This is a genomic window from Allopusillimonas soli (assembly GCF_004153445.1).
Classification (GTDB): domain Bacteria; phylum Pseudomonadota; class Gammaproteobacteria; order Burkholderiales; family Burkholderiaceae_B; genus Allopusillimonas; species Allopusillimonas soli.
The window spans coordinates 19,563-42,408 of record NZ_SDQC01000005.1 but is presented as its reverse complement, the minus strand read 5'-3'; the positions used below and the strand labels follow the sequence as shown (position 1 = coordinate 42,408).

General features: G+C 62.8%; 21 protein-coding genes. 14 read left to right on the top strand and 7 right to left on the bottom strand.

All coding sequences use genetic code 11. The features are described from left to right. Positions 1–45: 45 nt before the first annotated feature. From pdxA to ERD78_RS15155, 4 genes are read right to left on the bottom strand one after another with little or no spacing between them, the layout of a single operon-like run. The gene (gene pdxA / locus ERD78_RS15170; protein ID WP_129970188.1) at positions 46–1,050 is read right to left on the bottom strand and encodes a 4-hydroxythreonine-4-phosphate dehydrogenase PdxA; all 1,005 of its coding nucleotides are present in this window, start codon (positions 1,048–1,050) and stop codon (positions 46–48) included. Between the two features lie 5 nt (positions 1,051–1,055). Further along, a complete protein-coding gene (locus tag ERD78_RS15165) occupies positions 1,056–2,714 on the bottom strand; it encodes a PhoH family protein (RefSeq protein WP_129970187.1) in 1,659 nt (552 codons plus the stop codon). A 58-nt stretch (positions 2,715–2,772) separates the two neighbouring features. Next, on the bottom strand, positions 2,773–3,240 hold the full coding sequence (locus ERD78_RS15160) for a peroxiredoxin (RefSeq protein ID WP_129970186.1): 468 nt from the start codon (positions 3,238–3,240) through the stop codon (positions 2,773–2,775). Next, positions 3,237–3,686, bottom strand: a complete 450-nt coding sequence (locus tag ERD78_RS15155; RefSeq protein WP_129970185.1) for an Mth938-like domain-containing protein — start codon at positions 3,684–3,686, stop codon at positions 3,237–3,239. The genes ERD78_RS15160 and ERD78_RS15155 overlap by 4 nt, the downstream gene beginning before the upstream one ends. A 132-nt stretch (positions 3,687–3,818) precedes the next feature. Here ERD78_RS15155 and alaC point away from each other — a divergent pair, with 132 nt between their 5' ends. The 3 genes from alaC to thrC are packed head-to-tail and all read left to right on the top strand — an operon-like array spanning position 3,819 to position 7,777. Next, complete coding sequence (alaC, locus tag ERD78_RS15150; RefSeq protein ID WP_129970184.1) at positions 3,819–5,006, top strand: alanine transaminase; 1,188 nt, start codon at positions 3,819–3,821, stop codon at positions 5,004–5,006. After that, positions 5,003–6,313 carry a homoserine dehydrogenase gene (locus ERD78_RS15145; RefSeq protein WP_129970183.1) on the top strand — a complete coding sequence of 437 codons (1,311 nt, stop codon included), beginning with the start codon at positions 5,003–5,005 and terminating at the stop codon, positions 6,311–6,313. The genes alaC and ERD78_RS15145 overlap by 4 nt, the downstream gene beginning before the upstream one ends. Before the next feature lie 51 nt (positions 6,314–6,364). Beyond that, positions 6,365–7,777 (top strand): threonine synthase, encoded by a 1,413-nt coding sequence (thrC, locus tag ERD78_RS15140; protein ID WP_129970182.1) that lies wholly within the window; start codon positions 6,365–6,367, stop codon positions 7,775–7,777. Position 7,778: 1 nt separating this feature from the next. Here thrC and hpnE read toward each other — a convergent pair whose 3' ends face one another. The 3 genes from hpnE to hpnC all read right to left on the bottom strand — a co-directional run bounded on the left by hpnE (position 7,779) and on the right by hpnC (position 10,986). Continuing rightward, the gene (gene hpnE / locus ERD78_RS15135; protein ID WP_129970181.1) at positions 7,779–9,116 is read right to left on the bottom strand and encodes a hydroxysqualene dehydroxylase HpnE; all 1,338 of its coding nucleotides are present in this window, start codon (positions 9,114–9,116) and stop codon (positions 7,779–7,781) included. Between the two features lie 88 nt (positions 9,117–9,204). After that, the gene (hpnD, locus tag ERD78_RS15130; RefSeq protein ID WP_129970180.1) at positions 9,205–10,071 is read right to left on the bottom strand and encodes a presqualene diphosphate synthase HpnD; all 867 of its coding nucleotides are present in this window, start codon (positions 10,069–10,071) and stop codon (positions 9,205–9,207) included. Between the two features lie 45 nt (positions 10,072–10,116). Continuing rightward, on the bottom strand, positions 10,117–10,986 hold the full coding sequence (hpnC, locus tag ERD78_RS15125) for a squalene synthase HpnC (RefSeq protein WP_129970179.1): 870 nt from the start codon (positions 10,984–10,986) through the stop codon (positions 10,117–10,119). An 86-nt stretch (positions 10,987–11,072) separates the two neighbouring features. Between hpnC and alr the strand changes: the two genes are divergently transcribed. The 11 genes from alr to ERD78_RS15070 all read left to right on the top strand — a co-directional run bounded on the left by alr (position 11,073) and on the right by ERD78_RS15070 (position 22,820). Next, the gene (gene alr / locus ERD78_RS15120) at positions 11,073–12,269 is read left to right on the top strand and encodes an alanine racemase (protein WP_129970178.1); all 1,197 of its coding nucleotides are present in this window, start codon (positions 11,073–11,075) and stop codon (positions 12,267–12,269) included. After that, positions 12,266–12,985 (top strand): SDR family oxidoreductase, encoded by a 720-nt coding sequence (locus tag ERD78_RS15115; protein WP_129970177.1) that lies wholly within the window; start codon positions 12,266–12,268, stop codon positions 12,983–12,985. Before alr ends, ERD78_RS15115 begins: the two co-directional genes overlap by 4 nt. A 68-nt stretch (positions 12,986–13,053) precedes the next feature. Continuing rightward, the gene (radA, locus tag ERD78_RS15110) at positions 13,054–14,415 is read left to right on the top strand and encodes a DNA repair protein RadA (protein WP_129970176.1); all 1,362 of its coding nucleotides are present in this window, start codon (positions 13,054–13,056) and stop codon (positions 14,413–14,415) included. Positions 14,416–14,448: 33 nt separating this feature from the next. Then, positions 14,449–15,225, top strand: coding sequence for a sulfite exporter TauE/SafE family protein (locus ERD78_RS15105; protein ID WP_129970175.1), 777 nt, complete (start codon positions 14,449–14,451; stop codon positions 15,223–15,225). Beyond that, positions 15,222–17,726 carry an ABC transporter permease gene (locus ERD78_RS15100; RefSeq protein ID WP_129970174.1) on the top strand — a complete coding sequence of 835 codons (2,505 nt, stop codon included), beginning with the start codon at positions 15,222–15,224 and terminating at the stop codon, positions 17,724–17,726. Before ERD78_RS15105 ends, ERD78_RS15100 begins: the two co-directional genes overlap by 4 nt. Beyond that, positions 17,726–18,445: a 3-deoxy-D-manno-octulosonic acid kinase gene (locus ERD78_RS15095; protein WP_129970173.1), complete on the top strand. Its 720-nt coding sequence runs from the start codon at positions 17,726–17,728 to the stop codon at positions 18,443–18,445. The genes ERD78_RS15100 and ERD78_RS15095 overlap by 1 nt, the downstream gene beginning before the upstream one ends. 60 nt (positions 18,446–18,505) lie before the next feature. Next, positions 18,506–19,606 (top strand): polyamine ABC transporter substrate-binding protein, encoded by a 1,101-nt coding sequence (locus ERD78_RS15090; RefSeq protein WP_371734619.1) that lies wholly within the window; start codon positions 18,506–18,508, stop codon positions 19,604–19,606. 4 nt (positions 19,607–19,610) lie between these two features. Further along, entirely contained in the window at positions 19,611–20,741 is a 1,131-nt protein-coding gene (locus ERD78_RS15085; protein WP_129970171.1) for an ABC transporter ATP-binding protein, read from the top strand. Continuing rightward, on the top strand, positions 20,738–21,655 hold the full coding sequence (locus tag ERD78_RS15080; RefSeq protein WP_129970170.1) for an ABC transporter permease subunit: 918 nt from the start codon (positions 20,738–20,740) through the stop codon (positions 21,653–21,655). Before ERD78_RS15085 ends, ERD78_RS15080 begins: the two co-directional genes overlap by 4 nt. Continuing rightward, on the top strand, positions 21,652–22,467 hold the full coding sequence (locus tag ERD78_RS15075) for an ABC transporter permease subunit (RefSeq protein WP_129970169.1): 816 nt from the start codon (positions 21,652–21,654) through the stop codon (positions 22,465–22,467). Before ERD78_RS15080 ends, ERD78_RS15075 begins: the two co-directional genes overlap by 4 nt. Further along, complete coding sequence (locus ERD78_RS15070; RefSeq protein ID WP_129970168.1) at positions 22,464–22,820, top strand: Spx/MgsR family RNA polymerase-binding regulatory protein; 357 nt, start codon at positions 22,464–22,466, stop codon at positions 22,818–22,820. The genes ERD78_RS15075 and ERD78_RS15070 overlap by 4 nt, the downstream gene beginning before the upstream one ends. Positions 22,821–22,846 lie beyond the last annotated feature (26 nt).

Genomic DNA, 22,846 nt, shown 5'->3' with positions numbered 1-22,846 from the left:
CGAAGGCGCTGCGGTGATAAATCGGATAGGCGGTATGGTTGGTATTCAGGTGGGCGTCGTGCCGACAGTCATGGCAAGGGCCAGGTCATAGGCGGCGCGCAGCGATGAAGGGTCGGCGACGCCCAAGCCGGCGATGTCGAAGGCGGTGCCATGGTCTACGCTGGTACGCACAAACGGCAGGCCGACTGTGACATTGACCCCGGCGTCCAAGCCCAAGTATTTTACCGGAATAAGGCCCTGGTCGTGGTATTGCGCCACGACGATGTCGAATTCGCCGCGCCGCGCCCGCATGAATACGGTATCGCCGGGCCACGGCCCGCTCGCGTCCAGGCCTTCCTCCCGGGCCAGTCGCACGGCGGGCGCGATGATTTCCGCCTCCTCGAGCCCGAAGCGGCCTTCCTCGCCCGCATGCGGGTTCAGGCCGGCGACGGCGATGCGCGGATGGGCCACGCCCGCTTGGCGGCATGCGCGATGCGCAAGGCGTATGGTCTGTAATTCGGTGTCGAGGGTGACGAGCGCGGGCACATCGGCCAGCGCCACATGAATCGTGACCAGGATCACCCGCAGCTCGTGATTGGCGAGCATCATGGCATAGTGCTTGGTGCCGCTGCGTTCAGCGAGGATCTCGGTGTGGCCGGGATAATCGGCGCCGCCAGCCTGCATGGTTTTTTTATTAAGCGGCGCGGTAACGATGGCGCGCAGTTCGCCGGACATCGCGTCGTCCATGGCGTGGCACAGATACTCGTATGCGCCCCTTCCCGCCTGGGCGCTGGCGCGGCCAGGCACGATGTCGGACAAGGCTTGCCAGCGGTTCAGGACGGGGATAATTCCATCCTCGCCTTTGACCAGTGCCGGCGCGCTCACGATGCGTACCTGGAGCGCGTCGCCCATGCCCAGCCTGGCCAGTGTGGCGGACATCACGCCAGCGTCGCCATACACCACCGCCGGACCGGTCAGGCCGCCAGCGAATGTCTTGGCGATGATTTCGGGCCCTATGCCCGCCGCATCGCCCATGGTGAATCCGACCGGAAGCGCGGACAGCGTGCTCATTGCGGCTACAGCGCCTCGCTGGCGTAATCGGCCAGGCGCGAACGCTCGCCGCGTTGCAGCGTGATGTGGCCGGCGTGGGGCCAGCCCTTGAAGCGATCCACCACATAGGTGAGGCCCGAACTGCCTTCGGTAAGATAGGGGGTGTCGATTTGGGCAATGTTGCCGAGGCAGACTATCTTGGTACCCGGTCCCGCCCGCGTGACCAGCGTCTTCATTTGCTTGGGCGTCAGGTTCTGGGCTTCGTCGATAATGAGGAACTTGTTCAGGAAGGTGCGGCCGCGCATGAAATTGAGCGACTTGACCTTGATGCGTGAACGAATGATTTCCATGGTGGAATTCTTGGACCAGTCCTGGCCAGCGCCGGCATCGCCGCCGCCCGCGCCCAAGTGCAGCACTTCAAGATTGTCCTCCAACGCGCCCATCCAGGGCAGCATTTTCTCTTCTTCGGTGCCCGGCAGGAAGCCGATGTCGTCGCCTACAGGCACAGTGGCGCGCGTGATGATGATTTCGTTGTAGCGCTTGGTCTCCAGCGTCTGGGTCAGGCCGCTGGCCAGCGCGAGCAGCGTCTTGCCCGTGCCTGCCTGGCCGAGCAGGGAGACGAAGTCGCATTCTGGATTCATCAGCAGATTGAGTGCGAAGTTCTGCTCGCGGTTGCGCGCGGTGATGCCCCACACATTGTTCTTGCCGTGGCTGTAGTCGCGCAGCGTGGCCAGAACCGCGCTGCGGCCGCTCACCTCCTTGACCTGCGCCTGCATCGGCATCTCGCCATCGAAGTACACGAACTCGTTGACGATGAATTCCGAGCAAAGAGGGCCCTTGATGCGATAGTAGGTGGTGCCGCCCTGCTGCCACGATTCGACATCCTTGCCATGCTTGGTCCAGAAGTTTTCCGGCAGCGGCATGACGCCGTCGTAAAGGAGATCGGAATCATCCAGGACGTGGTCATTCAGGTAGTCTTCCGCGCGCAGGCCAAGGGAGCGGGCCTTGAGCCGCATGTTGATGTCCTTGGACACCAGAATGACCTGGCGCTTGGCATAGCGCGCCTGCAGTGCATGCACCACCATGAGGATGGCGTTGTCCGCCTTGCCCATGGGCAGTTCCACAGGCAGCTTGGATTGCAGCAGCGTGGTCTGGAACTGCAGTTTGCCCAGCGCTTCCTGATTGCCCAGTGCGTCGAGCTCCACGCCTTCGTCGAGCGAGGTACTGCCTTCGATGAGCCCATCCAGAAAGCGGCTGACCTGGCGGGCGTTGCGCGCGACCTCGGACATGCCTTTTTTCTGGTGATCCAGTTCTTCAAGCACCATCATGGGCAGGAAGATGTCGTGTTCCTCGAACTTGAACAGCGAGTTGGAGTCGTGCAGCAGCACATTGGTGTCGAGCACGAACAGCTTGCGCTTGGCAACTGCCAGGCGCGCCTTGCGCGCCGGCTTGGGCGACACAACGCGCAGGGCGGGCGGCGGCTCGGGCGGCGGCGTCAGCAGGGCACCTTGCTTGCCGGAACGGGGCTCGGGGCTAGTTGATGATGCGCGGGCCGGCGCGCCGGTCTCTGGCCTGCCCGCCACGGGGCCTGTCGGGCGCTTGCGTACGGTGGCGGGTGTGTCGTTGTCGGACGTGGCGGTGGAAACCACGGTACCCATGCGGGTCGGCAACTTGGGCAACGGCATAGAGTAGGCGCTCCTGGGCTGGCTGAAAGATGTCTGTGTGACGGAAGGCGGCGATCGCCTAGGCAGCGTCGCGCACGGCCTGGAGAACGGCGTCCACATGACCCGGCACGCGCACGCCGCGCCATTCGCGCAGTAGCACGCCGTCGGCGCCGATGAGGAACGTGCTGCGTTCAATGCCACGCACTCGTTTGCCGTACATATTCTTGAGCTTCATGACGCCGAACAGCTCGCATAGCGCCTCGGCGTCGTCGGATATGAGCGGGAAGGGCAGGCTCTGCTTGTCAGTGAAGCCGGCGTGGGATTTGAGCGAGTCGCGCGACACGCCGATGATCTGGCAACCCGCATCGACGAAATGCTGGTACTGGTCGCGAAAATCCTGGGCTTCTGTCGTGCAGCCCGGCGTGTTGTCTTTGGGATAGAAATACAGCACCGCGCGGTGTCCGCGCAGGCTGTCCAGCGAGATTTCCCCCTGGGTGCTGGCGGCGGTAAAGGCCGGTACGGTTTTTCCTGTGGCGATCTGAGTCATGCAGTCTCCTGATTGGGCAACAGGGCGACGAGAACGCGGCGCCCTTCGGACATCAAGATGTTGTAGGTGCGGGCCGCGGCTTCCGTGCTCATGGCCTCGATGCCTATGCCCACGCGCAGCAGCGGCGCGATGACGTGGGCGGGAAGCAGGTGCTGCCGACCGCCAGTGCCGATAATGACCACCTCGGGCGCATCATCCGGCTTTCCGGCGCCATCCGCGCCGTTGAGAAAAGCCATGGGATCGGGGCGCGCATCGTTCAGGCCCGTGAGCGTACGCAAGGCATCGGCCGTTATTTCGGCGGCGGCCTGCACCTGCCACGTATGGATCTCGCCTTCGGGGGCAAAATACACGGGATGTGCGTAGGACACCCGGTTGATTTCGATATAGCCTTCCCCGTACGCGGTTACGGTGTTCAGGGCGGGATTGGATTCACTTTGTAATTGCACAGATTGCTCCGATTCAATTCGATCATAGCGCAAACACATGCGGTCCAATGGCATTTTCCAGTTTTTTTTGGATGGATTAAACTAGCTGATTCACCGGTCCCCACGCCACTTTTTCCCATCCCAAGGAAGATCATGACCACCTTTCCGCGCATCGAGCGCCTGCCGCCCTATGTATTCAATATTACCGGCGAACTCAAGATGGCCGCGCGGCGCCGTGGGGAAGACATCATCGATATGTCCATGGGCAACCCGGACGGACCCACGCCCAAGCATATCGTGGACAAGCTTTGCGAGGCGGCGGCGCGGCCCAATACGCACGGATATTCGGTTTCCAAGGGCATTCCCCGTTTGCGCAAGGCCATATCGGGCTGGTATGGCCGCCGCTATGGCGTGGACATCGATCCCGATTCCAACGCCATAGTCACCATCGGCTCCAAGGAAGGCCTGGCCCACCTTATGCTGGCTACGCTCGATCGCGGCGATACCGTGCTTGTACCCAATCCAAGCTATCCCATACACATCTATGGCGCGGTCATCGCTGGCGCAAACATTCGCTCTCTGCCCATGACGCCAGGGCTCGATTTCTTCGAGGAAATCGAGCGCGCGGTCCGGGAAGCCATTCCCAAGCCAAAGATGATGATTCTGGGCTTTCCCAGCAATCCCACCGCCCAGTGCGTAGACCTGTCCTTTTTCGAGCGCATCATCGAGCTTGCGCGCGAGCACGGTATTCTGGTGGTGCACGACCTGGCCTATGCCGACATCACCTTTGATGGCTATGTCGCGCCATCCATCATGCAGGTGCCCGGCGCGCGCGACGTGGCAGTCGAGTTCTTCACCATGAGCAAAAGCTATAACATGGCGGGCTGGCGGGTGGGTTTCATGGTCGGCAACCGGGAGCTTGTCAATGCGCTGGCGCGTATCAAGAGCTATCATGACTACGGCATGTTCACGCCCATCCAGGTCGCCTCCATCGCCGCCCTCGAGGGGCCACAGGACTGCGTCACCGAGGTGGTGGCTCAGTACCAACGCCGCCGCGACGTGCTGGCCAAAGGCCTGCACGAGGCAGGATGGATGGTGGATATCCCCAAGGCATCCATGTATATCTGGGCTCGCATTCCCGAGGCCTATCAGCAACTCGGCTCGCTCGAGTTTTCCAAGCGGGTGCTGGCCGATGCCAAGGTTGCCGTCTCGCCCGGCATCGGCTTTGGCGACTACGGCGACGAATACGTGCGGTTTGCCCTGATCGAAAATGAGCAGCGCACGCGCCAGGCGGTGCGTGGCATCAAGGAAATGTTCCGCAAGGATGGTGTCGGAAAATGAGTGCGCATCCAATCAAGGTAGGACTGCTGGGTCTTGGTGTCGTCGGTGGCGGCACCTGGAAAGTGTTGAATCAGAACGCCGAGGAAATCGCCAGGCGCGCCGGACGGCGCATCGAGGTTGCCGCGGTGGCGGTGCGCGACATTGAAAAAGCGCGCCGTCTGGTGGGCGACGACATTCTGGTGGTCCAGGATGGCGCCCAGGTGGCCACGCATCCGGACATCGATATTGTGGTCGAACTCATGGGTGGCCATAGCCTGGCACGCGACTGGATCATGCAGGCAATCGCGCATGGCAAGCATGTCGTCACAGCCAACAAGGCACTGCTCGCCGAATACGGCAACGAGATTTTTGCGGCGGCGCAGGCCAAGGGCGTCATGGTGGCCTTCGAGGCCGCGGTTGCCGGCGGCATTCCCATCGTCAAGGCCATTCGTGAAGGGCTGGCCGCCAATCGCATCCAATGGCTGGCCGGCATCATCAACGGCACGACGAACTTCATTCTTTCAGAAATGCGCGCCCGCGGCGAGCCTTTCACGGAGGCGCTGGCCGAGGCGCAGCGCCTCGGTTATGCCGAAGCCGATCCGACCTTCGACGTCGAGGGCATAGATGCCGCGCACAAGCTGACGTTGCTTGCATCGCTCGCCTTCGGCATACCCGTGCAGTTCGACAAGGCCTACACAGAGGGCATCGCGCGTCTCGCCCAGGAGGATCTGGCTCACGCGGAGCGCTTGGGCTACCGCGTGAAACTGCTTGGCATAACACGCCGCCGGCCCGAGGGCATAGAGCTGCGGGTCCATCCGACGCTGGTGCCTGCGGAAAACATGCTCGCCAGCGTGCAGGGCGCCATGAATGCCGTACTCGTCCAGGGTGACGCAGTTGGTCCGACGCTCTATTACGGTCAAGGCGCGGGCGCCTTGCCGACGGCGTCGGCGGTGGTCGCCGATCTGGTCGATGTCACCCGCCTGCAGGCGGCTGATCCGGGCCATCAGGTGCCGCCGCTGGCATTTCAGCCGGACGCCATGGACGACACGCCTGTCCTGCCCATGGCCGACGTGCTGTCGTCGTACTATCTGCGCCTGCGGGTTCAGGACAGGCCCGGGGTGCTGGCTGACGTGGCGCGCATTCTCGCCGATGTCGGCATTTCCATTGGTTCCATGTTCCAGGAGCCCCATGGCGATACCGAGGCCGATATCATTTTCCTTACGCATCAGGCTCGTGAGGGCGATATCGACAGTGCGCTGCAGCGCATCGTGGGGCTTCCCTTCGTTCACTCCGACGTCACCCGACTGCGCGTGGAGAACCTTTCCTGATCATTGCCGGCATGCCCGCCATAGGGCGCCGGATCCGCCGGATTAGACAGCATGCATTATCTTTCGACCCGCGGCGGCATGAAGCCGCAGCCATTCTCGGACATCCTGCTCGAAGGCCTGGCCACCGATGGCGGCCTCGCCATCCCCGAGCGCATCCCCGTCGTCGACGCCGAAACCCTGGCTTCCTGGCGCTCGCTGTCATATGCGGAGTTGGCGGCGCGCGTCCTGGCCTTGTTCATTGACGACATTCCGCGCGGCGACCTTGATGAGCTTGTGCACGCGGCATACAGGCCAGAGGTCTTCGGCATTGATATGGTTCCTCTCAAGCCGCTGGACGGCGGCATGTCTTTGCTAGGGTTGTCGCAGGGCCCCACGCTCGCCTTCAAAGACATGGCCATGCAGTTTCTGGGCCAGGTTTTCGAGTATGTGCTCAAACGACGCGGCACCAGCCTGAATATTCTTGGCGCCACGTCGGGAGACACCGGCTCGGCTGCCGAGCATGCCTTGCGCGGCAAGCGCGGTATTGCGGTCTTCATGCTGTCGCCTCACGGCCGCATGAGCGACTTTCAGCGTGCACAGATGTACACGCTGCAGGATGAGAACATACACAATATTGCCATCAAGGGCGTATTCGACGACTGCCAGGACATCGTCAAGGCACTGGCGGGCGATCTCGACTTCAAGAGCCGCTATCGCATCGGTGCGGTCAACTCCATCAACTGGGCCCGCATCGCGGCGCAGATCGTCTACTACTTCTGGGGCTGGCTGCGGGCAACATCGGCGCCAGGGCAGCAGGTTTCCTTTGCCGTTCCTTCAGGGAACTTCGGCAATATTCTTGCCGGACACTTTGCCAGGGAAATGGGACTGCCCATTCGGCGCCTGGTGTTGGCCACGAACGAAAACAACGTGCTCGAAGAGTTCTTCCGCACGGGCATCTACCGCCCGCGTTCGGCCGAGCAGACGCGGGCTACCTCCAGCCCATCCATGGATATTTCGCGCGCATCCAATTTCGAGCGCTTTGTGTTTGATCTGCTGGGGCGCGATGCCGCACGCGTAAGCGCTTGCTGGGACACCTTGTCGCGCACCGGTCAGTTCGATCTCAGCAGCCTGCGCGATCAGTTTGAGAGCCGATACGGATTCGTGGCGGGTGCGAGCAGCCATGGCGACCGTCTTGAAACCATTCGCCGCATCCATCGCGACTGCGGCGTGCTCATTGATCCGCACACGGCCGACGGCGTAAAGGTGGCAGCTGCGCATGTCGAGGATGGCGTACCCATGCTTGTTCTCGAAACCGCGCTGCCGGCCAAGTTCGGCGCAACCATCGAAGAGGCCTTGGGCCGTTCCGTGCCGCTGCCGCCGGAGCTTGCGTCGCTGTCGGCCCTGCCGCAGCGGGTCACGGTCATGGAGCACGATGTGGACGCGGTGCGCGCATATATTCAGCAGCACGTCTCAAGCGCGGCCTGATTCAAATCCGCCGGGTCTCTTGCGCGGCCCCGGCCATGGCCGCCGCGCGCCGGCCGCTGCGCACGGCGCCTTCCAGGACGGCTGGATAGCCGGTATCCGTCCAGTCGCCCGCAACCCACACATTCGGCCAGGCCGTGGCGTTGGTGGGGCGCTTCAGGCCGGGGACTGCGGCGAATGTGGCGCGTTTTTCGACGATGACATGATATCCGCTGACATCGGGCAGGGGCCAGCGGCCACCCGCCTGTTCGCGCAGTTGGCGCAGCACGCCGGCCACCATACTCTGCTGTGCTTCATCCGCCATGGCGCGGGCGTCGCTCACGACGACGTGGGCGAGATCGCCTCGGCTGAACAGCCACTGCCCATGCGCGTTCGCACCAGGGTGGTCGTGCAGCAGCAGCATGCGGTGGGGCAAGGCCCAGGGGTGTGTGAACTTGAATGTGATGGTTGCTATGGGCATATAGGCAAAGGCGGCCAGCATGTCGTCGTAGCGGGCCGATGCGGTGTTTTGCGGCAGCGTCCGGAGTAGCCGGCGGGCGGATACGGGTGGTGTTGCAACGACGGCGGCATCGTACGGCATGTCATCCAGCATCACTCGGTTTCCGTCGATGGCCAGTCGCCGTATGGTGCGTCCGAACGCCACGCTATTTTCCCCGCATGCCCGCGGATGCGCGTCGCACCGCGTAAGCGCGGCCACGGCATGTGCCGGCCACAATGCGGTGAGATCCACATCGGGAATGAGTATGTCACTGGCTTGGCGCGGGCCGCCCAAGCTGTCGCGCAGCACATTGGCGAACAGTTGTGCGCAGGCGGCGGCGGCAGGTGTGTTGAGCGCCGCCAGGCACAACGGATTCCAAAACACGCGGCGCGAGTTTTCCGTTTGATGGCCCTGGACAAGCCAGTGCTCCACGGAAAGCCCTTCCCGCACGCGCCAGCCTCTGGCGCGCAGCGTGGCAATCTGCCGTGTCAGCCGCCATTTTTCGGGCCAGGACAGTCCCTTCGCGCCGAGCAAGGCTGTCAGCAGATGCATGGGGGCGGGCAGCGATGGCGCGCGTAGGCTGAAGCTGCCGTCGGCGCTGTGCAGCGATAGGGGGAGGCGGTTGAATTGCTGGTCTGGGTTCAGGCCCAGCTCGCGCATCTGTGCGAGTGTTTCGGTATAGCCTCCCAGCAGGACATGTTGGCCATTGTCCAGACGGCGGTTCAGCGCAGAAGACCACAGCCCCCGCGCGCGCCCGCCAGGGGTGCGTCCCGATTCGAACACATGTACGCAGTGGCCTCGCCGGTGCAATGCCCATGCCGCGCTCAGCCCGGCCCAGCCTGCGCCTACTACGCCAACCCTCATGAACACCGTTCCTGCGGGCGGCGCCGGGCCGGCTCAAAACCCGTTGCCTGGCATCGGTTCGCAGTGGCGGCGGGGTTGCGCATGCAGATCATGGGCGGCTCAGGCGCTTTACGACGCCCGCGCCGCCGCCCACCCAGGTTTTCCAGGCCAGCCAGAACTTGCGTATGGGGGTCAGGGCGATGCGCTGATCCAGTACCCGCCAGTTCTCCCTTTCGATTTCATCCAGCAGCGTGTGGTAGATGGCAGCCATCATGAGACCAGGGCGCTGCGCCCGTCGGTCCACATCGGGCAGGGCCTGCATGGCTTCGCGGTAGTGCTGGCGCGCGCGCTGCGCTTCGAAACGCATCAGCGCCTCGAATCGGTCGGAGTGCTGGCGCTGGAGAATATCCGATGCCGGCACGTTGTACTTTTCCATATCCTCGACGGGCAGGTAGATGCGGCCGCGACGGGCGTCGTCGCCAACATCGCGCAGTATATTGGTCAGTTGGAATGCCAGGCCCAGCTTGTCTGCAAAGACCATGGTTTCTTCCCGGGTATAGCCGAAAATACTGGCCGACAGCTCGCCCACCACGCTGGCGGCATGCCAACAGTAGGTGCGCAGCGCATCCCAGTCCATATAGCGGGCCTGGTCCAGATCCATTTCCATGCCGTCGATGACGGCCAGCAGCTTGTCTTCGTCCAGGCCGAAGGCCTGCACATGCGGTGCAAGTGCCTGCATGACGGGGTGCTCGGCCTGGCCGCCGCGCAGGGCTTCGACCTGCGTGCGCCACCACGCCAGCTTCATGCGCGCCACGGAGGGTTCGGTGACCTCGTCGACGACGTCATCCACCTCGCGGCAAAAGGCATAGAGCGCTGTGATGGCCCTGCGTCTTTCGGGCGGCAGGAACAGGAAGCTGTAATAAAAACTGGAACCGCTCTGGGCGGCCTTGTTCTGGCAATATTCGTCGGGATTCATGCGGGACTTGTGATTGGAGGCGGGTGGCCGGCCTGTGGTTTGGTTCTAGCGCAGCGCCCGCCAGCACAGCAGCGCCCAGTCGCGTCGGGCGAGTGTGGGCCGCTGCAGGAATATGTCATAGTGTAAATGGTTCAGCCGTTCGAGGATACGCAGGCCACCCAGCACCACCAGTTTCAGCTCCAGTCCGATGCGTCCGCGCAAACGGCTGGCGAGAGGCAGGCCCGCCAGCAGCAGGCCTTGCGCCCAGGCAGCCTGCTCTGCCATGAGGGCGGCCCACGTGGTATCCGCGATGGGGTCGCCGGGCGCCGCCCGCGCCATGCCGTCTGCCAGACTGATGCGCCGCGCAATGTAAAGTTCGTCCACGCCGTGCCGGGACATCGACTCCTGAGGAATATAGATGCGCCCTTTGCGCCAGTCCACGGCCGCATCCTGCCAGAAATTGACCAATTGCAGACCTGTGCAGATGGCATCGGACAGCAGCAGATTGTCCTGGTCGGCGGCACGGTACAGATGCAGCATCAGGCGACCGACCGGGTTGGCCGACCGGCGGCAATAATCCAGCAAGTCTGCCTGGCTGCCATAGCGGGTGGTGGAAACATCCTGCTCGAAGGCGGAGAGCAGGTCCTCGAAAGGCTGCAGCGGAAGATCATGGTGCTGTATGGCGAGGCTCAGGGGTTGGAAAACCGCCCCAAGCGGGTCGCCCGGCGGCCAGCGGTCGGTGCCGCTGGCCACTTGCGCCAGCGCGCGGCGATAGTCTGTCAAGCGGCGCAGGCGCTCGTGCGCAGGCGCATCGCCCTCGTCGGCGATATCATCGGCGCTGCGGGCAAACCGATAGATGGCATGCACCGCGGGGCGCAGGCGCCGGGGCAGCAGCATCGAGGCGACCGGAAAGTTTTCATAATGATCAACAGCCATAGGCGCGAAGTATAAGGCCTGCCATGGGCTACCGTTCACGGGCGCGAAGGTTTAGACTGCGCTATCCGGGTAAAGTAGAGGAAAGTATGCCGCGTCCTATTTCAGCCACGATCCGTCCGGCGTCGCTGAGTCACAATCTGAAAGTCGTTCAGTCACAGCTTCAGGCGCGGCAGGGTATGCAGCCTCGCGTCTGGGCTGTCATCAAGGCGAGAGCCTATGGGCATGGAATCGAATCCGCTGTTTCGGCTTTCGCTGGCGCCGACGGCCTGGCCATGCTGGATCTCGAGGAAGCCGTGCAATGCCGCGAGCTCGGCTGGGCGGGCCCCATTCTGTTGCTGGAAGGGCATTTTCAGGCCGCCGATGTGGCCGTCCTCGACGAATACCGTCTTCACACCACCATTCACTGCAGCGAGCAGTTGGAGATGCTTGAGCGCGGCGCGCACCCGCGCCGTCCCATCGATGCCTTCATCAAGCTGGACACCGGCATGAGCCGGCTCGGCTTCACGCCAGCCAGCTACCGTAGCGCATTCGAGCGCGCTTTGCGGGCACAGCAGGCGGGCATTCTGGGCAGGCTCGGCAAAATGACCCATTTCGCTCGCGCAGACGATGACGCTGACGTCACGCAGGCGCAGCTTGATGTCTTCAACCAGATCACGCAGGGCCTGCCAGGCCCGATCAGCGTATGCAATTCGGCCGGCACGCTTACGCCTGGCCTGTGGGCGAAGGCGGGCGCCGCTGCCGGCACGGACTCCGGCGGCGGCCCCACCAGGGAGGACAAGACGCCAATGGCCGCTCGAGCCAGCCATTGGGTTAGGCCCGGCATCTGCCTGTACGGTGCTTCTCCCTTCGCGCAGCGGTCGGCGCACGCGCTGGGCTTGAGGCCGGCCATGACGCTCAGTGCATCGCTTATCAGCGTACGAGACATCCCGGCGGGCACCGGTGTGGGTTATGGGCATATTTTCCATGCGCCTGCACCCATGCGCATCGGTGTGGTGGCCTGCGGCTATGCCGACGGCTACCCGCGACACGCCGTGTCGGGCACACCGATCACGGTGGACGGCGTGCGCACCGTGACGGTTGGCCGCGTTTCCATGGATATGCTGGCGGTGGATCTCGACGCCGTCCCCCAGGCTCGCGTTGGATCGACGGTGGTGCTCTGGGGCGAGGGCGGCCCGTCGGTCGACGAAGTGGCCGCGGCCGCGGGTACCATAGGATACGAGCTGCTATGTGCGGTGGCGCCGCGCGTACCGCGCACCATCATCTCTACCGAGGACACCCAATGAAAGACAAATGCGTACTCGTCACCGGAGCGACCAAGGGCATAGGCTGGGCCGTAAGCCGCCATCTGGCCGATCTGGGCTGCCATGTGGTGGGCCTGGCCCGCAATGCGCAGGACATCGATTTCCCGGGCTATCTGTATGCCTGCGATCTGTCCAACGCGGGCGAAACGGAGGACATGCTTAGGGTCATACGGGAAAAATATCCCGTGGACGGCATCGTCAACAATGTTGGCCTGGTCAATCCCCAGCCTCTGGGCGAGGTTGATCTGGCATCGCTTTACCAGGTGCTGGACCTTAACGTGCGGGCGGCCCTGCAAGTCACGCAGGCATTTGTGCCCGCCATGAAGGCCCGCCATGAGGGTCGTATCGTCAATATCTGCAGCCGTGTCACGCATGGCGGCATCAATCGCAGCAGCTATTCGGCCGCAAAGAGCGCCCTCATAGGCCTGACGCGCACCTGGGCGCTGGAGCTGGCTCCCTACGGCGTCACCGTTAATGCTGTGTCGCCGGGGCCGGTCGAAACAGAGCTATTCAGGGTCAACCATCCGGCTGGCAGTGATGCAGAAAGGTCCGCACTGGCGTCCATACCCATGGGCCGCTTTGGCGCGCCGGCCGATGTGGCAGCGGCGGTCACATTTTTGCTGGGCGACGCTGCGAGCTATATCACCGGGCAGGTGCTTGGCGTGGACGGGGGCGGAAGCCTAGCAGGGCGGGCCTGACGCGTGCGGGCACGCGTAATGGGTATCCCGTCACGCCGGGATGCACGGCCCAGCGGTTAAACTGCGGCATGGCCAAAGTCAAAACTCTGTTTGTATGCAGCGAGTGTGCGGGTGTTTGCCCCAAGTGGGAAGGCAAGTGTCCGCATTGCGGGGCATGGAATACGCTGCAAGAAGCCCGGGAGAGTGCTGCACCCGCACACCGCTATGCGCCGCTGGCGGGGGCCAGCCCGGTGCGCAGCCTGGCCGAAATCGAAGCCCGTGAGCTGCCGCGCCAGCCTACAGGCATTGCCGAATTCGACCGTGTGCTGGGCGGCGGCCTGGTATCGGGAGCCGTGGTTCTCATCGGCGGTGATCCGGGCATAGGCAAGTCCACGCTGCTGCTGCAGGCGCTGGTGTCGTTGTCCAAGGCAGTGAAAGTGCTTTATGTCACGGGCGAGGAATCGGCAGAGCAGGTGGCGCTGCGGGCAAGGCGGCTTGAACTGCAGACGGCGGGCGTCGACCTGCTGGCGGAAATCCGGCTCGAGACCATTACTGCGGCGCTGATGGAGCAAAAACCCAGCATTGCCGTCATAGACTCCATCCAGACGCTTTATTCCAGTGAGCTGAGCGCGGCGCCGGGTTCAGTGTCGCAGGTGCGCGAATGCGCGGCCCAGCTGACCCGGCTGGCCAAGCAGACCGGAACCGCCATTGTGCTCATAGGCCACGTCACCAAGGACGGCACACTGGCCGGGCCGCGCGTGCTGGAGCATATCGTCGATACTGTGCTGTATTTCGAAGGTGACACACACTCGGCCTTCCGGCTGGTGCGTGCTTTCAAGAACCGCTTTGGCGCCGTCAACGAGCTGGGCGTATTCGCCATGACCGACCGTGGGTTGCGCGGGGTGTCCAATCCCTCGGCGCTGTTTCTTTCGCAGCATGAACAGAATGTGCCCGGGTCCTGCGTTATGGCTACACAGGAGGGCACGCGGCCCCTGCTGGTCGAGATACAGGCGCTGGTCGATTCGGCCAACGCGCCGAATCCGCGCCGTCTGACTGTTGGTCTGGAAAGCACGAGACTGGCGATGTTGTTGGCGGTGTTGCACCGCCACGCGGGCGTCGTTACCTACGACCAGGATGTCTTCGTGAATGCCGTGGGCGGTGTGAAGATCACCGAACCGGCGGCAGATCTGCCTGTGCTGCTTGCCATCATGTCCTCGCTTGGCAATCGGGCGCTGCCGCGCGGGCTGGTTGTCTTTGGCGAAGTGGGGCTGGCAGGAGAAATACGTCCCGCTCCGCGTGGTCAGGAGCGCCTGCGCGAAGCCGCCAAACTGGGTTTCGGCCGCGCCCTCATACCCAAGGCCAATGCGCCGCGGCAGCCCATCGAGGGGCTGGACATCATCGCAGTCGACCGCATCGATGCCGCCATAGCGCGTCTTCGCGATCTGGATTAAACCCTATTTGCAGTCAACTGGCAGGAACAAAAAATGGAGTGGTACTGGTTGGTTCTGGGCGCCTTGGCATCGGGCGCCCTGATTGGTTTTACGGGCGGCGTGCTGGGCATAGGCGGCGGGCTGCTGGCCATTCCGCTGCTCGGATTAGTGCTTGGCATGGATCAGCAGCTGGCACAGGGCACCGCGCTTATCATGGTGCTTCCCGCGGTGCTGCAGACCATACGCAAGTACAATCAGAACGCGCACATCGATTTCCATTCCGCGGCGGCGGGCGCTGCGGGCTCCATTGTGTTCACCTGGGTGGGCGCGCGCGTGGCGCTGGGACTGGATCCCGCCATGCTGCGCAATATCTACGCGCTCTTTGTGCTGCTTATCGCCGTTTTTTATTTTCATCAGAGCCTGCGTGGCAGCCGGCCGGGTCGTCCCCAAAAACCCCGCCGCGAGGCCTCGGCATTTCACAAGGGATGGTTTGTGCTGCTGGGCATGCTGGCTGGAATTACCGGTGGGATATTCGGTGTGGGCGGTTCGGTGATCACGGTGCCCATACTCACCACCTTCTTCAGGCTCAGCCAGACGGGCGCGCAGGCGGTTGCGCTGACAATGATCACGCCGGGCATATTCGTGGCCTTGTTCACCTATGCCGCCCATGGCGAGGCGGACTGGCTGCTCGGCGTGCCCTTGGCGATAGGCAGCATATTCTTCGTGCCCTATGGCGTGCGCCTGGCGTATGCCTTGCCTGAGCCCAGGCTCAAACTGCTGTTCGCGTGTATGCTGGTGGTCATTATGGTGCTACTGCTTGTCAGCGTGTGAACTCTACCGCATCCCACCTCGCCCGCTTTTTACTTCCCGGTCTGCGCGCCTTGCGTCGCGACTGGCGCTCGGGTGAGTTGCGGCTACTGGCGCTGGCCGTTGTTCTGGCTGTGGCATGCGTGGCCAGCGTTGGATTTCTGGCCGACCGACTGGGCGGCGCCCTGGAACGCGATTCCGCTCAATTGGTGGGCGGCGATCTGGTGCTTCGTTCGGGCGCCACGATACCCAAGGCGATGGCCTCGCAGGCCCTTGAGCGGGGCCTGAGTGTGGCGCGCACGGTGGAGTTTCCTTCCATGGTCGGCCACGGCCAGGCCATGCAGTTGGCTGCGCTCAAGGCGGTGACGCCTGATTATCCCCTGCGCGGCAGCGTGCTGGTGGCCAGTGAGCCTGGCGGGCCGGCCCGCAGCCTTGCGGATGGTCCGCCAACCGGAGCCGTGTGGGTCGATGAGCAGGTTTTGGCCATGCTGGGTGCGCGCGTGGGCGATGCCCTTTCCGTCGGCAATCTGTCGCTGCGCATAGCCGGGGTGCTGGCCTACGAGCCAGATCGCGGCATGCGTTTTATCAACATGGCGCCGCGCGTCATGATGCGCATGGATGAACTGGCCGATGCCGGCTTGCTGGGATCCGGCAGCCGCGTTACGCATTACCTGCTCGCGGCAGGCGAACCGAAGGCGATTCAAGCCTATCGCACTTGGCTTGTTCCGCGACTGGAACCCGGCCAGCGGATTGTCGATATGGAGAGCAGCGGGTCGGGCATGCGCCGCACATTTGACCGTGCCCGGCAGTTTCTGTCACTGGTTGCCGTGCTGACGGTCATGATTGCCGGCGTTGCCGTGGCCCTTGCGGCCCGCCGCTACGCCGTACGGCACCAAGACGGCGTGGCGGTGATGCGTTGCATGGGCGCGAGCGGGCCGTGGCTGAGCCGCATGCTGTGCGTCGCATTCGCAGTGCTGGGGCTCCTTGCCTCGCTTGCCGGCGTGGCGCTGGGCTATCTCGCACATCAGGGGCTGGTCCTGATCGTGGCTGGCTGGTTCGATGCGCCGCTGCCGCCACCGTCGCCGCGCCCGGCGCTGCTGGGCATGGCGACTGGTCTGCTGTTGTTGCTGGGCTTTGCCTTGCCGCCTCTGGCTGCGCTGCGCCGCATCGCGCCAGGGCGTATTTTACGCAGCGGCGGACGGGATGTCGCGCCCGGCCGCGGCGTGCTGGCGGGTACGGCGGTTCTGATCTTGCTGGCATTCGTCGTATCGGGAAGACCTGCATTGGCTGTCATCGTCACCGGAGGTTTTCTTGCCGCCCTGGGTGTGTCGGCATTCGCCGCATGGCTGCTCCTCGCCGCGGTGAGTTCGATGCGCCATGGCGAGGGTCGCCTTGCGCCTTTCCGCCTGGCGCTGGCCGGGCTTGCGCGGCGCAGGGCGCTGACTATCGTGCAGGTGTGCGCGCTGTCCGCCGGCCTGATGATCATCCTGCTGCTGGCCATCATGCGGACTGATTTACTGCAAGGCTGGCAGGAGACGGTGCCCGAGCAGGCACCCGATACGTTCCTGATCAACATTCAGCCTGATCAGGTCAGGCAGGTCAGCGACAGTCTTGCACGGGCGGGTGTGCCCGATCCGCGATTGTGGCCCATGGTGCGGGGACGGCTGGTTGCCATCAACGGCCGCCCGGCGCGCGCCGGCGACTACCAGGATGCGCGCGCGCGGCGCATGATACAACGCGATTTCAACCTGTCGTATTCCAATACGCTGCCTGAAGGCAATGTTATGACGGCCGGCCGCTGGCTCGATCCGGACGCAGCGGAAGTCTCCATCGAGAACGGGCTTGCGGAAACGCTCCAGCTCAAAGTGGGCGATAGCCTGCGCTTCGACGTGGCCGGCGACCTGATCGATGTGCGCATCAGCGGTCTGCGCGAGGTGGACTGGGATTCCTTCCAAGCCAATTTCTTCGCCGTGGCCAGCCCGGCGGCGCTGCGCGACACGCCGGCCAGTTATATCACCGCCTTCCGCCTGCCGCCCGCCAGTCCTGGCTTGGCGCGCATGCTGGTGCAGCAGTATCCCAATCTCACCGTATTCGATGTGGGCGCCATTTTGAACCAGGTGAGACGCGTGCTGGATCAATCCATACAGGCGGTGCAGTTGCTGTTTTTGTTTACGCTGGCGGCGGGGCTCCTGGTGCTGGGGGCAGCGTTGCTGGCCACGCGGGACGAGCGCATGCACGAGGCAGCTCTGTTGCGTGCCCTGGGGGCCAGTCGGCGCCAGCTTTCCATCATGCTGCGGGTGGAATTGGCATTGCTGGGCACCATGGCCGGCCTCATGGCTGCGGCAGGCGCCGTTGCGACCGCGCTGCTGCTGGCCAGCGAGGTATTCGACTTTTCCTTGGCCCTGTCCTGGTGGCCCTGGGCAGCCGGCGTGGCAGCTGGCGTCTTGATTGCATGGATGGGCGGAGCCGTGGCATTGGCCGGTGTTCTGCGCACCCCACCCTTGGTGTCTTTGAGAGAGTCCTGATGAATACAGTCCTGCAGGTGCGAGATCTGGCCTTTCCCCGAGGCAGTATGCGCTACGATGCGCAAATCGTGACCGAGCCCGGGGCGTATCTTTTCGATCCGGCGCACGAGGCGCTGTCGGCGGCGCCGGTGGCCGAAGGAGGGCGAAACGCCGCGTGGTTCGTACATGGCACGTTTGGCGATGGGGTATTGCGCCGCTACAGGCGCGGAGGGTTGATGGCGAAGCTGAGCAGGGATCGCTATATATGGGGAGGAGAGGAGGCCACCCGCTCATTTGCGGAGTTCGATCTTTTGCATTTTCTGTACCGGCACGGCCTGGCCGTGCCTCGTCCCCTGGCTGCCGCCTACTGGCGTTCGGCGGCAAGCTACACCGCCGCCATACTGGTGCAGCGCATTGCTGGCGCCAGGACACTGGCGCAGTCCCTGGAGCCCGATCACCACGCTGACGTGGCGGCGGCCATCCATGCCATGCACGAACAGGGAGTGTGGCACGCGGACTTGAATGCCTACAACATTCTGTTCGACGACCATGACAAGGTATGGCTGATCGACTTTGACAAAAGCACCGTGCGTCCGTTGCTGTCGGAGGAGCGGCGGCGCGCCAATCTACTGCGGTTGCGCCGTTCCTTGGTGAAGGTGGCAGGGGAGCCGGGCCTGGTCTGGTGGGAAGGGCTGAGCCGGGCCTACGATGCCCTCGCGCATGCCCGAGGACACCTGTAGCCGAAAAGGCTTTATCATCTCGCCTTTCAGATTCCATATTGTCGGGGAGGGAAGGCTATGATGGACATGAGCATGGTGAAGGCCCTTGCGGCGGGCGCCATACTTGCGCTTGCCGCGCCAGCGGGCTGGGCGCAGGAAAAAGTCGTCAATGTCTATAATTGGGCCGAATACACGGCTCCTGACACGCTGTCCGGTTTCGAAAAGGAAACAGGCATCACGGTTCGCTACGATGTCTACGATAGCAACGATACCTTGCAGGCCAAACTGCTCACAGGCAAGTCGGGCTACGATGTTGTTGTCCCTTCCACCCATTATGCCGCCCGCCAGATTCAGGGCGGCCTATTCCAGAAGCTAGACAAGTCCAAGATCCCAAACTGGAAATACCTGGACCAGGACATCATGAACGTCGTAGCGGCCGTCGACCCGGGCAATCAATATCTGGTTCCGTGGGGATACGGCACCAATGGGTTGGGCTTCAATGTCACCCGGGTTCGAGACATTCTCGGTCAGGGCGCTGATCTTGGCAGTTGGGATATCCTGTTCAAGCCCGAGAACGCCAGCAAGCTTCAGGCATGTGGTATTTCGGTGCTGGACGAGGCAGCGCAGGTGTTTCCGGCCGTGCTGCATTACCTGGGCAAGGATCCCAACAGCAGCAATCCGGAGGACTACAAGCAGGCGCTTGCGCTGCTAAAGACCATACGGCCCTATATCCGCCAGTTCAGTTCCTCCGGATACATCGACGAGCTTGCAGCCGGCGACCTTTGCATGGTCTACGGATTCTCGGGCGATGTCATGATCGCCGCGCACCGCGCCAGAGAGGCCGGTAAATCCTACAAGATTGACTACTATATACCCGAGGGCGGCGCACCCGTGTGGTTCGACACCATGGCCATTCCAAGGGACGCGGCCCATGTCGACGAAGCGCATGCCTTCATCAACTACATCGAGACGCCACAGGTGCATGCGGCTATCACCAACACCATGTTCTATCCCAATGCCAACAAGGAAGCGCGCAAGTATGTAATCAAGGAGGTTGCCGACAATCCCATGATTTATCCGCCTGCCGATGTTTCGAAGACACTGTATGTCCTCAAGCCCCAGCCGCTGAAAGTGCTGCGGCTGCAGACTCGGATGTGGGCCGAGCTGAAATCGGGGCGATGAGGCCATGGGGGCGCTGCACACCCAGTCCGTGCCGTGGGCCGGCGACGCCGATGCATTTGTATGCATAGAGGATGTGGACAAGCTGTTTGGCGATACTGTGGCGGTGCGTGCGGTCAATCTCGCCGTACGCAGACATGAGCTGTTTGCGCTGCTGGGCAGTTCAGGCTGCGGCAAGTCAACGCTGCTGCGCATGCTTGCCGGTTTCGAGGAGGTCACCGCGGGCCGCATCTACCTGGACGGCGAGGACATCACGGGACTGCCTCCCTACCGGCGACCGGTGAACATGATGTTCCAATCCTACGCGCTGTTTCCGCACATGACGGTGGAGGCCAATGTGGCGTTTGGGTTGCGCCAGGAAGGTGTGCCGCGCAATGAGATCCACGAGCGTGTCTTCGAGGCGCTCGATCTCGTCCAACTGGCGGGTTATTCCCGGCGCAAGCCGCACCAGTTGTCTGGCGGCCAGCAGCAGCGCGTTGCCCTGGCGCGCAGCCTGGTGAAGCGGCCCAAGCTGTTGCTGCTTGACGAGCCTATGTCCGCACTCGACAAGCAGATACGGCAAAAGACCCAGATTGAGCTGGTCAAGATTCTCGAGCAGGTGGGTGTCACCTGCATCATGGTGACGCACGACCAGGAAGAAGCAATGACCATGGCGGATCGCCTGGCGGTCATGTCCGAAGGGCAGATCGTACAGTGCGGCACGCCACACGATGTCTATGCCTTCCCCAGCACCCGTTTCGTGGCGGGTTTCATCGGTTCGACCAATTTGTTCGCTGGCGTCATTACGGTCGATGAGCCCGACCATGTCCTGATAGAAAGCGACAGTCTCGCCAGGCCCTTGTATGTCAACCATGGCATCAGCGAACCGCTGGGCATGGCTGTGCACGTATCGGTGCGGCCGGAACATGTCCGGGTTCTGCGCCAGCAGCCGGATGCCGCCTCGAACTGGGGCCATGGCATGGTGACGCATGTGGCGTGGATGGGTGCTTTTGTACGCTACCAGGTGCGGCTGGATGCGGGCCAGACCATCGAAGCCAACGTACCCAGCCAGGTGCTTGTGCAATCAGAGGCGCCTGGCGTCGATGAGGAGGTTTACGTTTCCTGGTCCAGCGACAGCGCGACGGTGCTGCCATCATGAAGCGCATCGCGTGGCGCCTTTCGCCTTCGCGGCGCTGGCTGACCATAGGGCCGCCGTTTCTATGGCTCGCGCTGTTCCTGCTTCTGCCTTTCCTGCTGGTACTGAAGATCAGCTTTGCCGATTTGCGCTTCGGTATTCCGCCTTATACGCCGTTGGCCGAACTCAAGGAGGAGACGCTGACACTGGCGCTGAGCCTGCGAGGCTATGCACTGCTGTTCAGCGACAGTCTGTACATTGCCACTTACCTGAATTCGGTCAAGATGGCAGCCGTCACCACGGTATGGTGTGCGCTACTGGGCTACCCCATGGCCTATTACATTGCGCGTTCGCGGCCGTCGGTGCGCAACATATTGCTGCTGGGCGTCATCCTGCCGTTCTGGACCTCTCTGCTGCTGCGCGTGTATGCCTGGGTGGGCATACTGCGCAACGACGGGCTTCTGAACAATCTGCTGCTGTGGGTTGGCATCATCGACGCGCCGCTGGAAATCTACCGCACCGATCTGGCTGTGTACATCGGCCTGGTCTATGCCTATCTGCCATTCTTCATCCTGCCTCTTTACGCCAATCTTGTGAAGATGGATATGCGCCTGCTCGAGGCCGCCTACGATCTCGGCGCGCGTCCCATCACCGCTTTTCTGCGTGTGACGCTGCCGCTGTCCATGCCAGGTGTCATCGCCGGCGCCATGCTGGTATTCATTCCCACCGTTGGCGAGTATGTCATCCCCGAAATGCTGGGTGGCGCCAACACGCTGATGATGGGCCGGGTGATGTGGAATGAATTCTTCAACAACGCCGACTGGCCGATGGCGGCGGCGGTCACGTGCGTGATGGTCATGCTGCTGCTGGTGCCGCTGGTCATATTCCAGTACAACCAGGTGCGCGAATTCGAAGCGCGGCGAAGGGGAGAACGATGACCCGGCCCAATGCATGGCTACGCGCATGCACGCTCGTGGCAGGCTATGCCTTCCTGTATATCCCCATTATCTGCCTGATGGCTTTCTCGTTCAATGACTCCTCGCTCATGACCTCCTGGAGCGGCTTTTCGCTCAAATGGTACCGGGCGCTTCTGGACGACCAGGCCCTGCTGAGCGCGGCCCGTCTGTCGCTCATCATCGCAGCGCTCACCGCCACGGCAGCCGTCATCGTGGGCACCTGGGCCGGCTACGTACTGGCCAGAATGGGGCGCTTTCGCGCTTTCGGCCTGTATATCGGCATGCTGAGCGCGCCGCTGGTCATGCCTGAGGTGGTGCTTGGCATTTCATTGTTGCTGATGTTCGTGGAGCTGGGCAATCTTACCGGCTGGCCGGAGGGCAATGGCATCTTCACCATCTGGGTGGGGCACACCACGTTGTGCATGGCATATGTGGCGGTCATCATCCAGTCGCGCCTGCGCGATCTGGATCGCTCGCTCGAGGAGGCAGCCCTGGATCTCGGCGCCACACCGGTTCGCGTATTTTTTCATGTCACTTTGCCGCTCATTGCGCCTGCACTCATGGCGGCCTGGCTGCTGGCTTTTACCTTGTCTCTGGACGATGTGGTGATCGCCTCCTTCCTGTCGGGCCCTGGATACACCACGTTGCCGCTCGAGGTATTTTCGCGCGTGCGTCTCGGTCTGAAGCCTGAAATCAACGCGCTGGCCACGTTGTTCATCCTGGTGGTCGGTATTTTTGTCGTTGTCGCCAACCGCATGCAGTGGCGGCGTGTCAGCAAGGAAACATCATCATGAGTACGCTTGTTCTTTACGGTCTCAAGAAATGCAGCACCTGCATCAAGGCGATGCAGTGGCTGGACGAGCACAAAGTGGGCTACGATTTCGTGGATTACCGCGAGTCGCCTGTCGATCCAAATGTCCTGCGCGACTGGGCCGAACAGCTCGGCGGCTGGGAGAAGCTGGTAAACCGCGCGTCCATGACCTGGCGCAATTTACCGCAGGCGCGCAAAAATCCCGGCACGGACGCGCAGTGGCTGGCTCTGATTGCGGAGTACCCTGCGCTGGTGCGCAGGCCCGTCGCCGTGGATGCCCAGGGTGAAGCGGGCGTGGGGTTTTCCGACAAGAAGTACACTGAGCGCTTTCGCTAACGCGCAGATTGGGCCGCTGCAGATTG

What these genes read in the sequence shown, in the direction of transcription:
- pdxA (WP_129970188.1), bottom strand. Translation starts at nt 1,050, where the DNA reads ATGAGCACGCTGTCCGCGCTTCCGGTCGGATTCACCATGGGCGATGCG.
- ERD78_RS15165 (WP_129970187.1), bottom strand. Translation starts at nt 2,714, where the DNA reads ATGCCGTTGCCCAAGTTGCCGACCCGCATGGGTACCGTGGTTTCCACC.
- ERD78_RS15160 (WP_129970186.1), bottom strand. Translation starts at nt 3,240, where the DNA reads ATGACTCAGATCGCCACAGGAAAAACCGTACCGGCCTTTACCGCCGCC.
- alaC (WP_129970184.1), top strand. Translation starts at nt 3,819, where the DNA reads ATGACCACCTTTCCGCGCATCGAGCGCCTGCCGCCCTATGTATTCAAT.
- ERD78_RS15145 (WP_129970183.1), top strand. Translation starts at nt 5,003, where the DNA reads ATGAGTGCGCATCCAATCAAGGTAGGACTGCTGGGTCTTGGTGTCGTC.
- thrC (WP_129970182.1), top strand. Translation starts at nt 6,365, where the DNA reads ATGCATTATCTTTCGACCCGCGGCGGCATGAAGCCGCAGCCATTCTCG.
- hpnE (WP_129970181.1), bottom strand. Translation starts at nt 9,116, where the DNA reads ATGAGGGTTGGCGTAGTAGGCGCAGGCTGGGCCGGGCTGAGCGCGGCA.
- hpnD (WP_129970180.1), bottom strand. Translation starts at nt 10,071, where the DNA reads ATGAATCCCGACGAATATTGCCAGAACAAGGCCGCCCAGAGCGGTTCC.
- hpnC (WP_129970179.1), bottom strand. Translation starts at nt 10,986, where the DNA reads ATGGCTGTTGATCATTATGAAAACTTTCCGGTCGCCTCGATGCTGCTG.
- alr (WP_129970178.1), top strand. Translation starts at nt 11,073, where the DNA reads ATGCCGCGTCCTATTTCAGCCACGATCCGTCCGGCGTCGCTGAGTCAC.
- ERD78_RS15115 (WP_129970177.1), top strand. Translation starts at nt 12,266, where the DNA reads ATGAAAGACAAATGCGTACTCGTCACCGGAGCGACCAAGGGCATAGGC.
- radA (WP_129970176.1), top strand. Translation starts at nt 13,054, where the DNA reads ATGGCCAAAGTCAAAACTCTGTTTGTATGCAGCGAGTGTGCGGGTGTT.
- ERD78_RS15105 (WP_129970175.1), top strand. Translation starts at nt 14,449, where the DNA reads ATGGAGTGGTACTGGTTGGTTCTGGGCGCCTTGGCATCGGGCGCCCTG.
- ERD78_RS15095 (WP_129970173.1), top strand. Translation starts at nt 17,726, where the DNA reads ATGAATACAGTCCTGCAGGTGCGAGATCTGGCCTTTCCCCGAGGCAGT.
- ERD78_RS15090 (WP_371734619.1), top strand. Translation starts at nt 18,506, where the DNA reads ATGGACATGAGCATGGTGAAGGCCCTTGCGGCGGGCGCCATACTTGCG.
- ERD78_RS15085 (WP_129970171.1), top strand. Translation starts at nt 19,611, where the DNA reads ATGGGGGCGCTGCACACCCAGTCCGTGCCGTGGGCCGGCGACGCCGAT.
- ERD78_RS15080 (WP_129970170.1), top strand. Translation starts at nt 20,738, where the DNA reads ATGAAGCGCATCGCGTGGCGCCTTTCGCCTTCGCGGCGCTGGCTGACC.
- ERD78_RS15075 (WP_129970169.1), top strand. Translation starts at nt 21,652, where the DNA reads ATGACCCGGCCCAATGCATGGCTACGCGCATGCACGCTCGTGGCAGGC.
- ERD78_RS15070 (WP_129970168.1), top strand. Translation starts at nt 22,464, where the DNA reads ATGAGTACGCTTGTTCTTTACGGTCTCAAGAAATGCAGCACCTGCATC.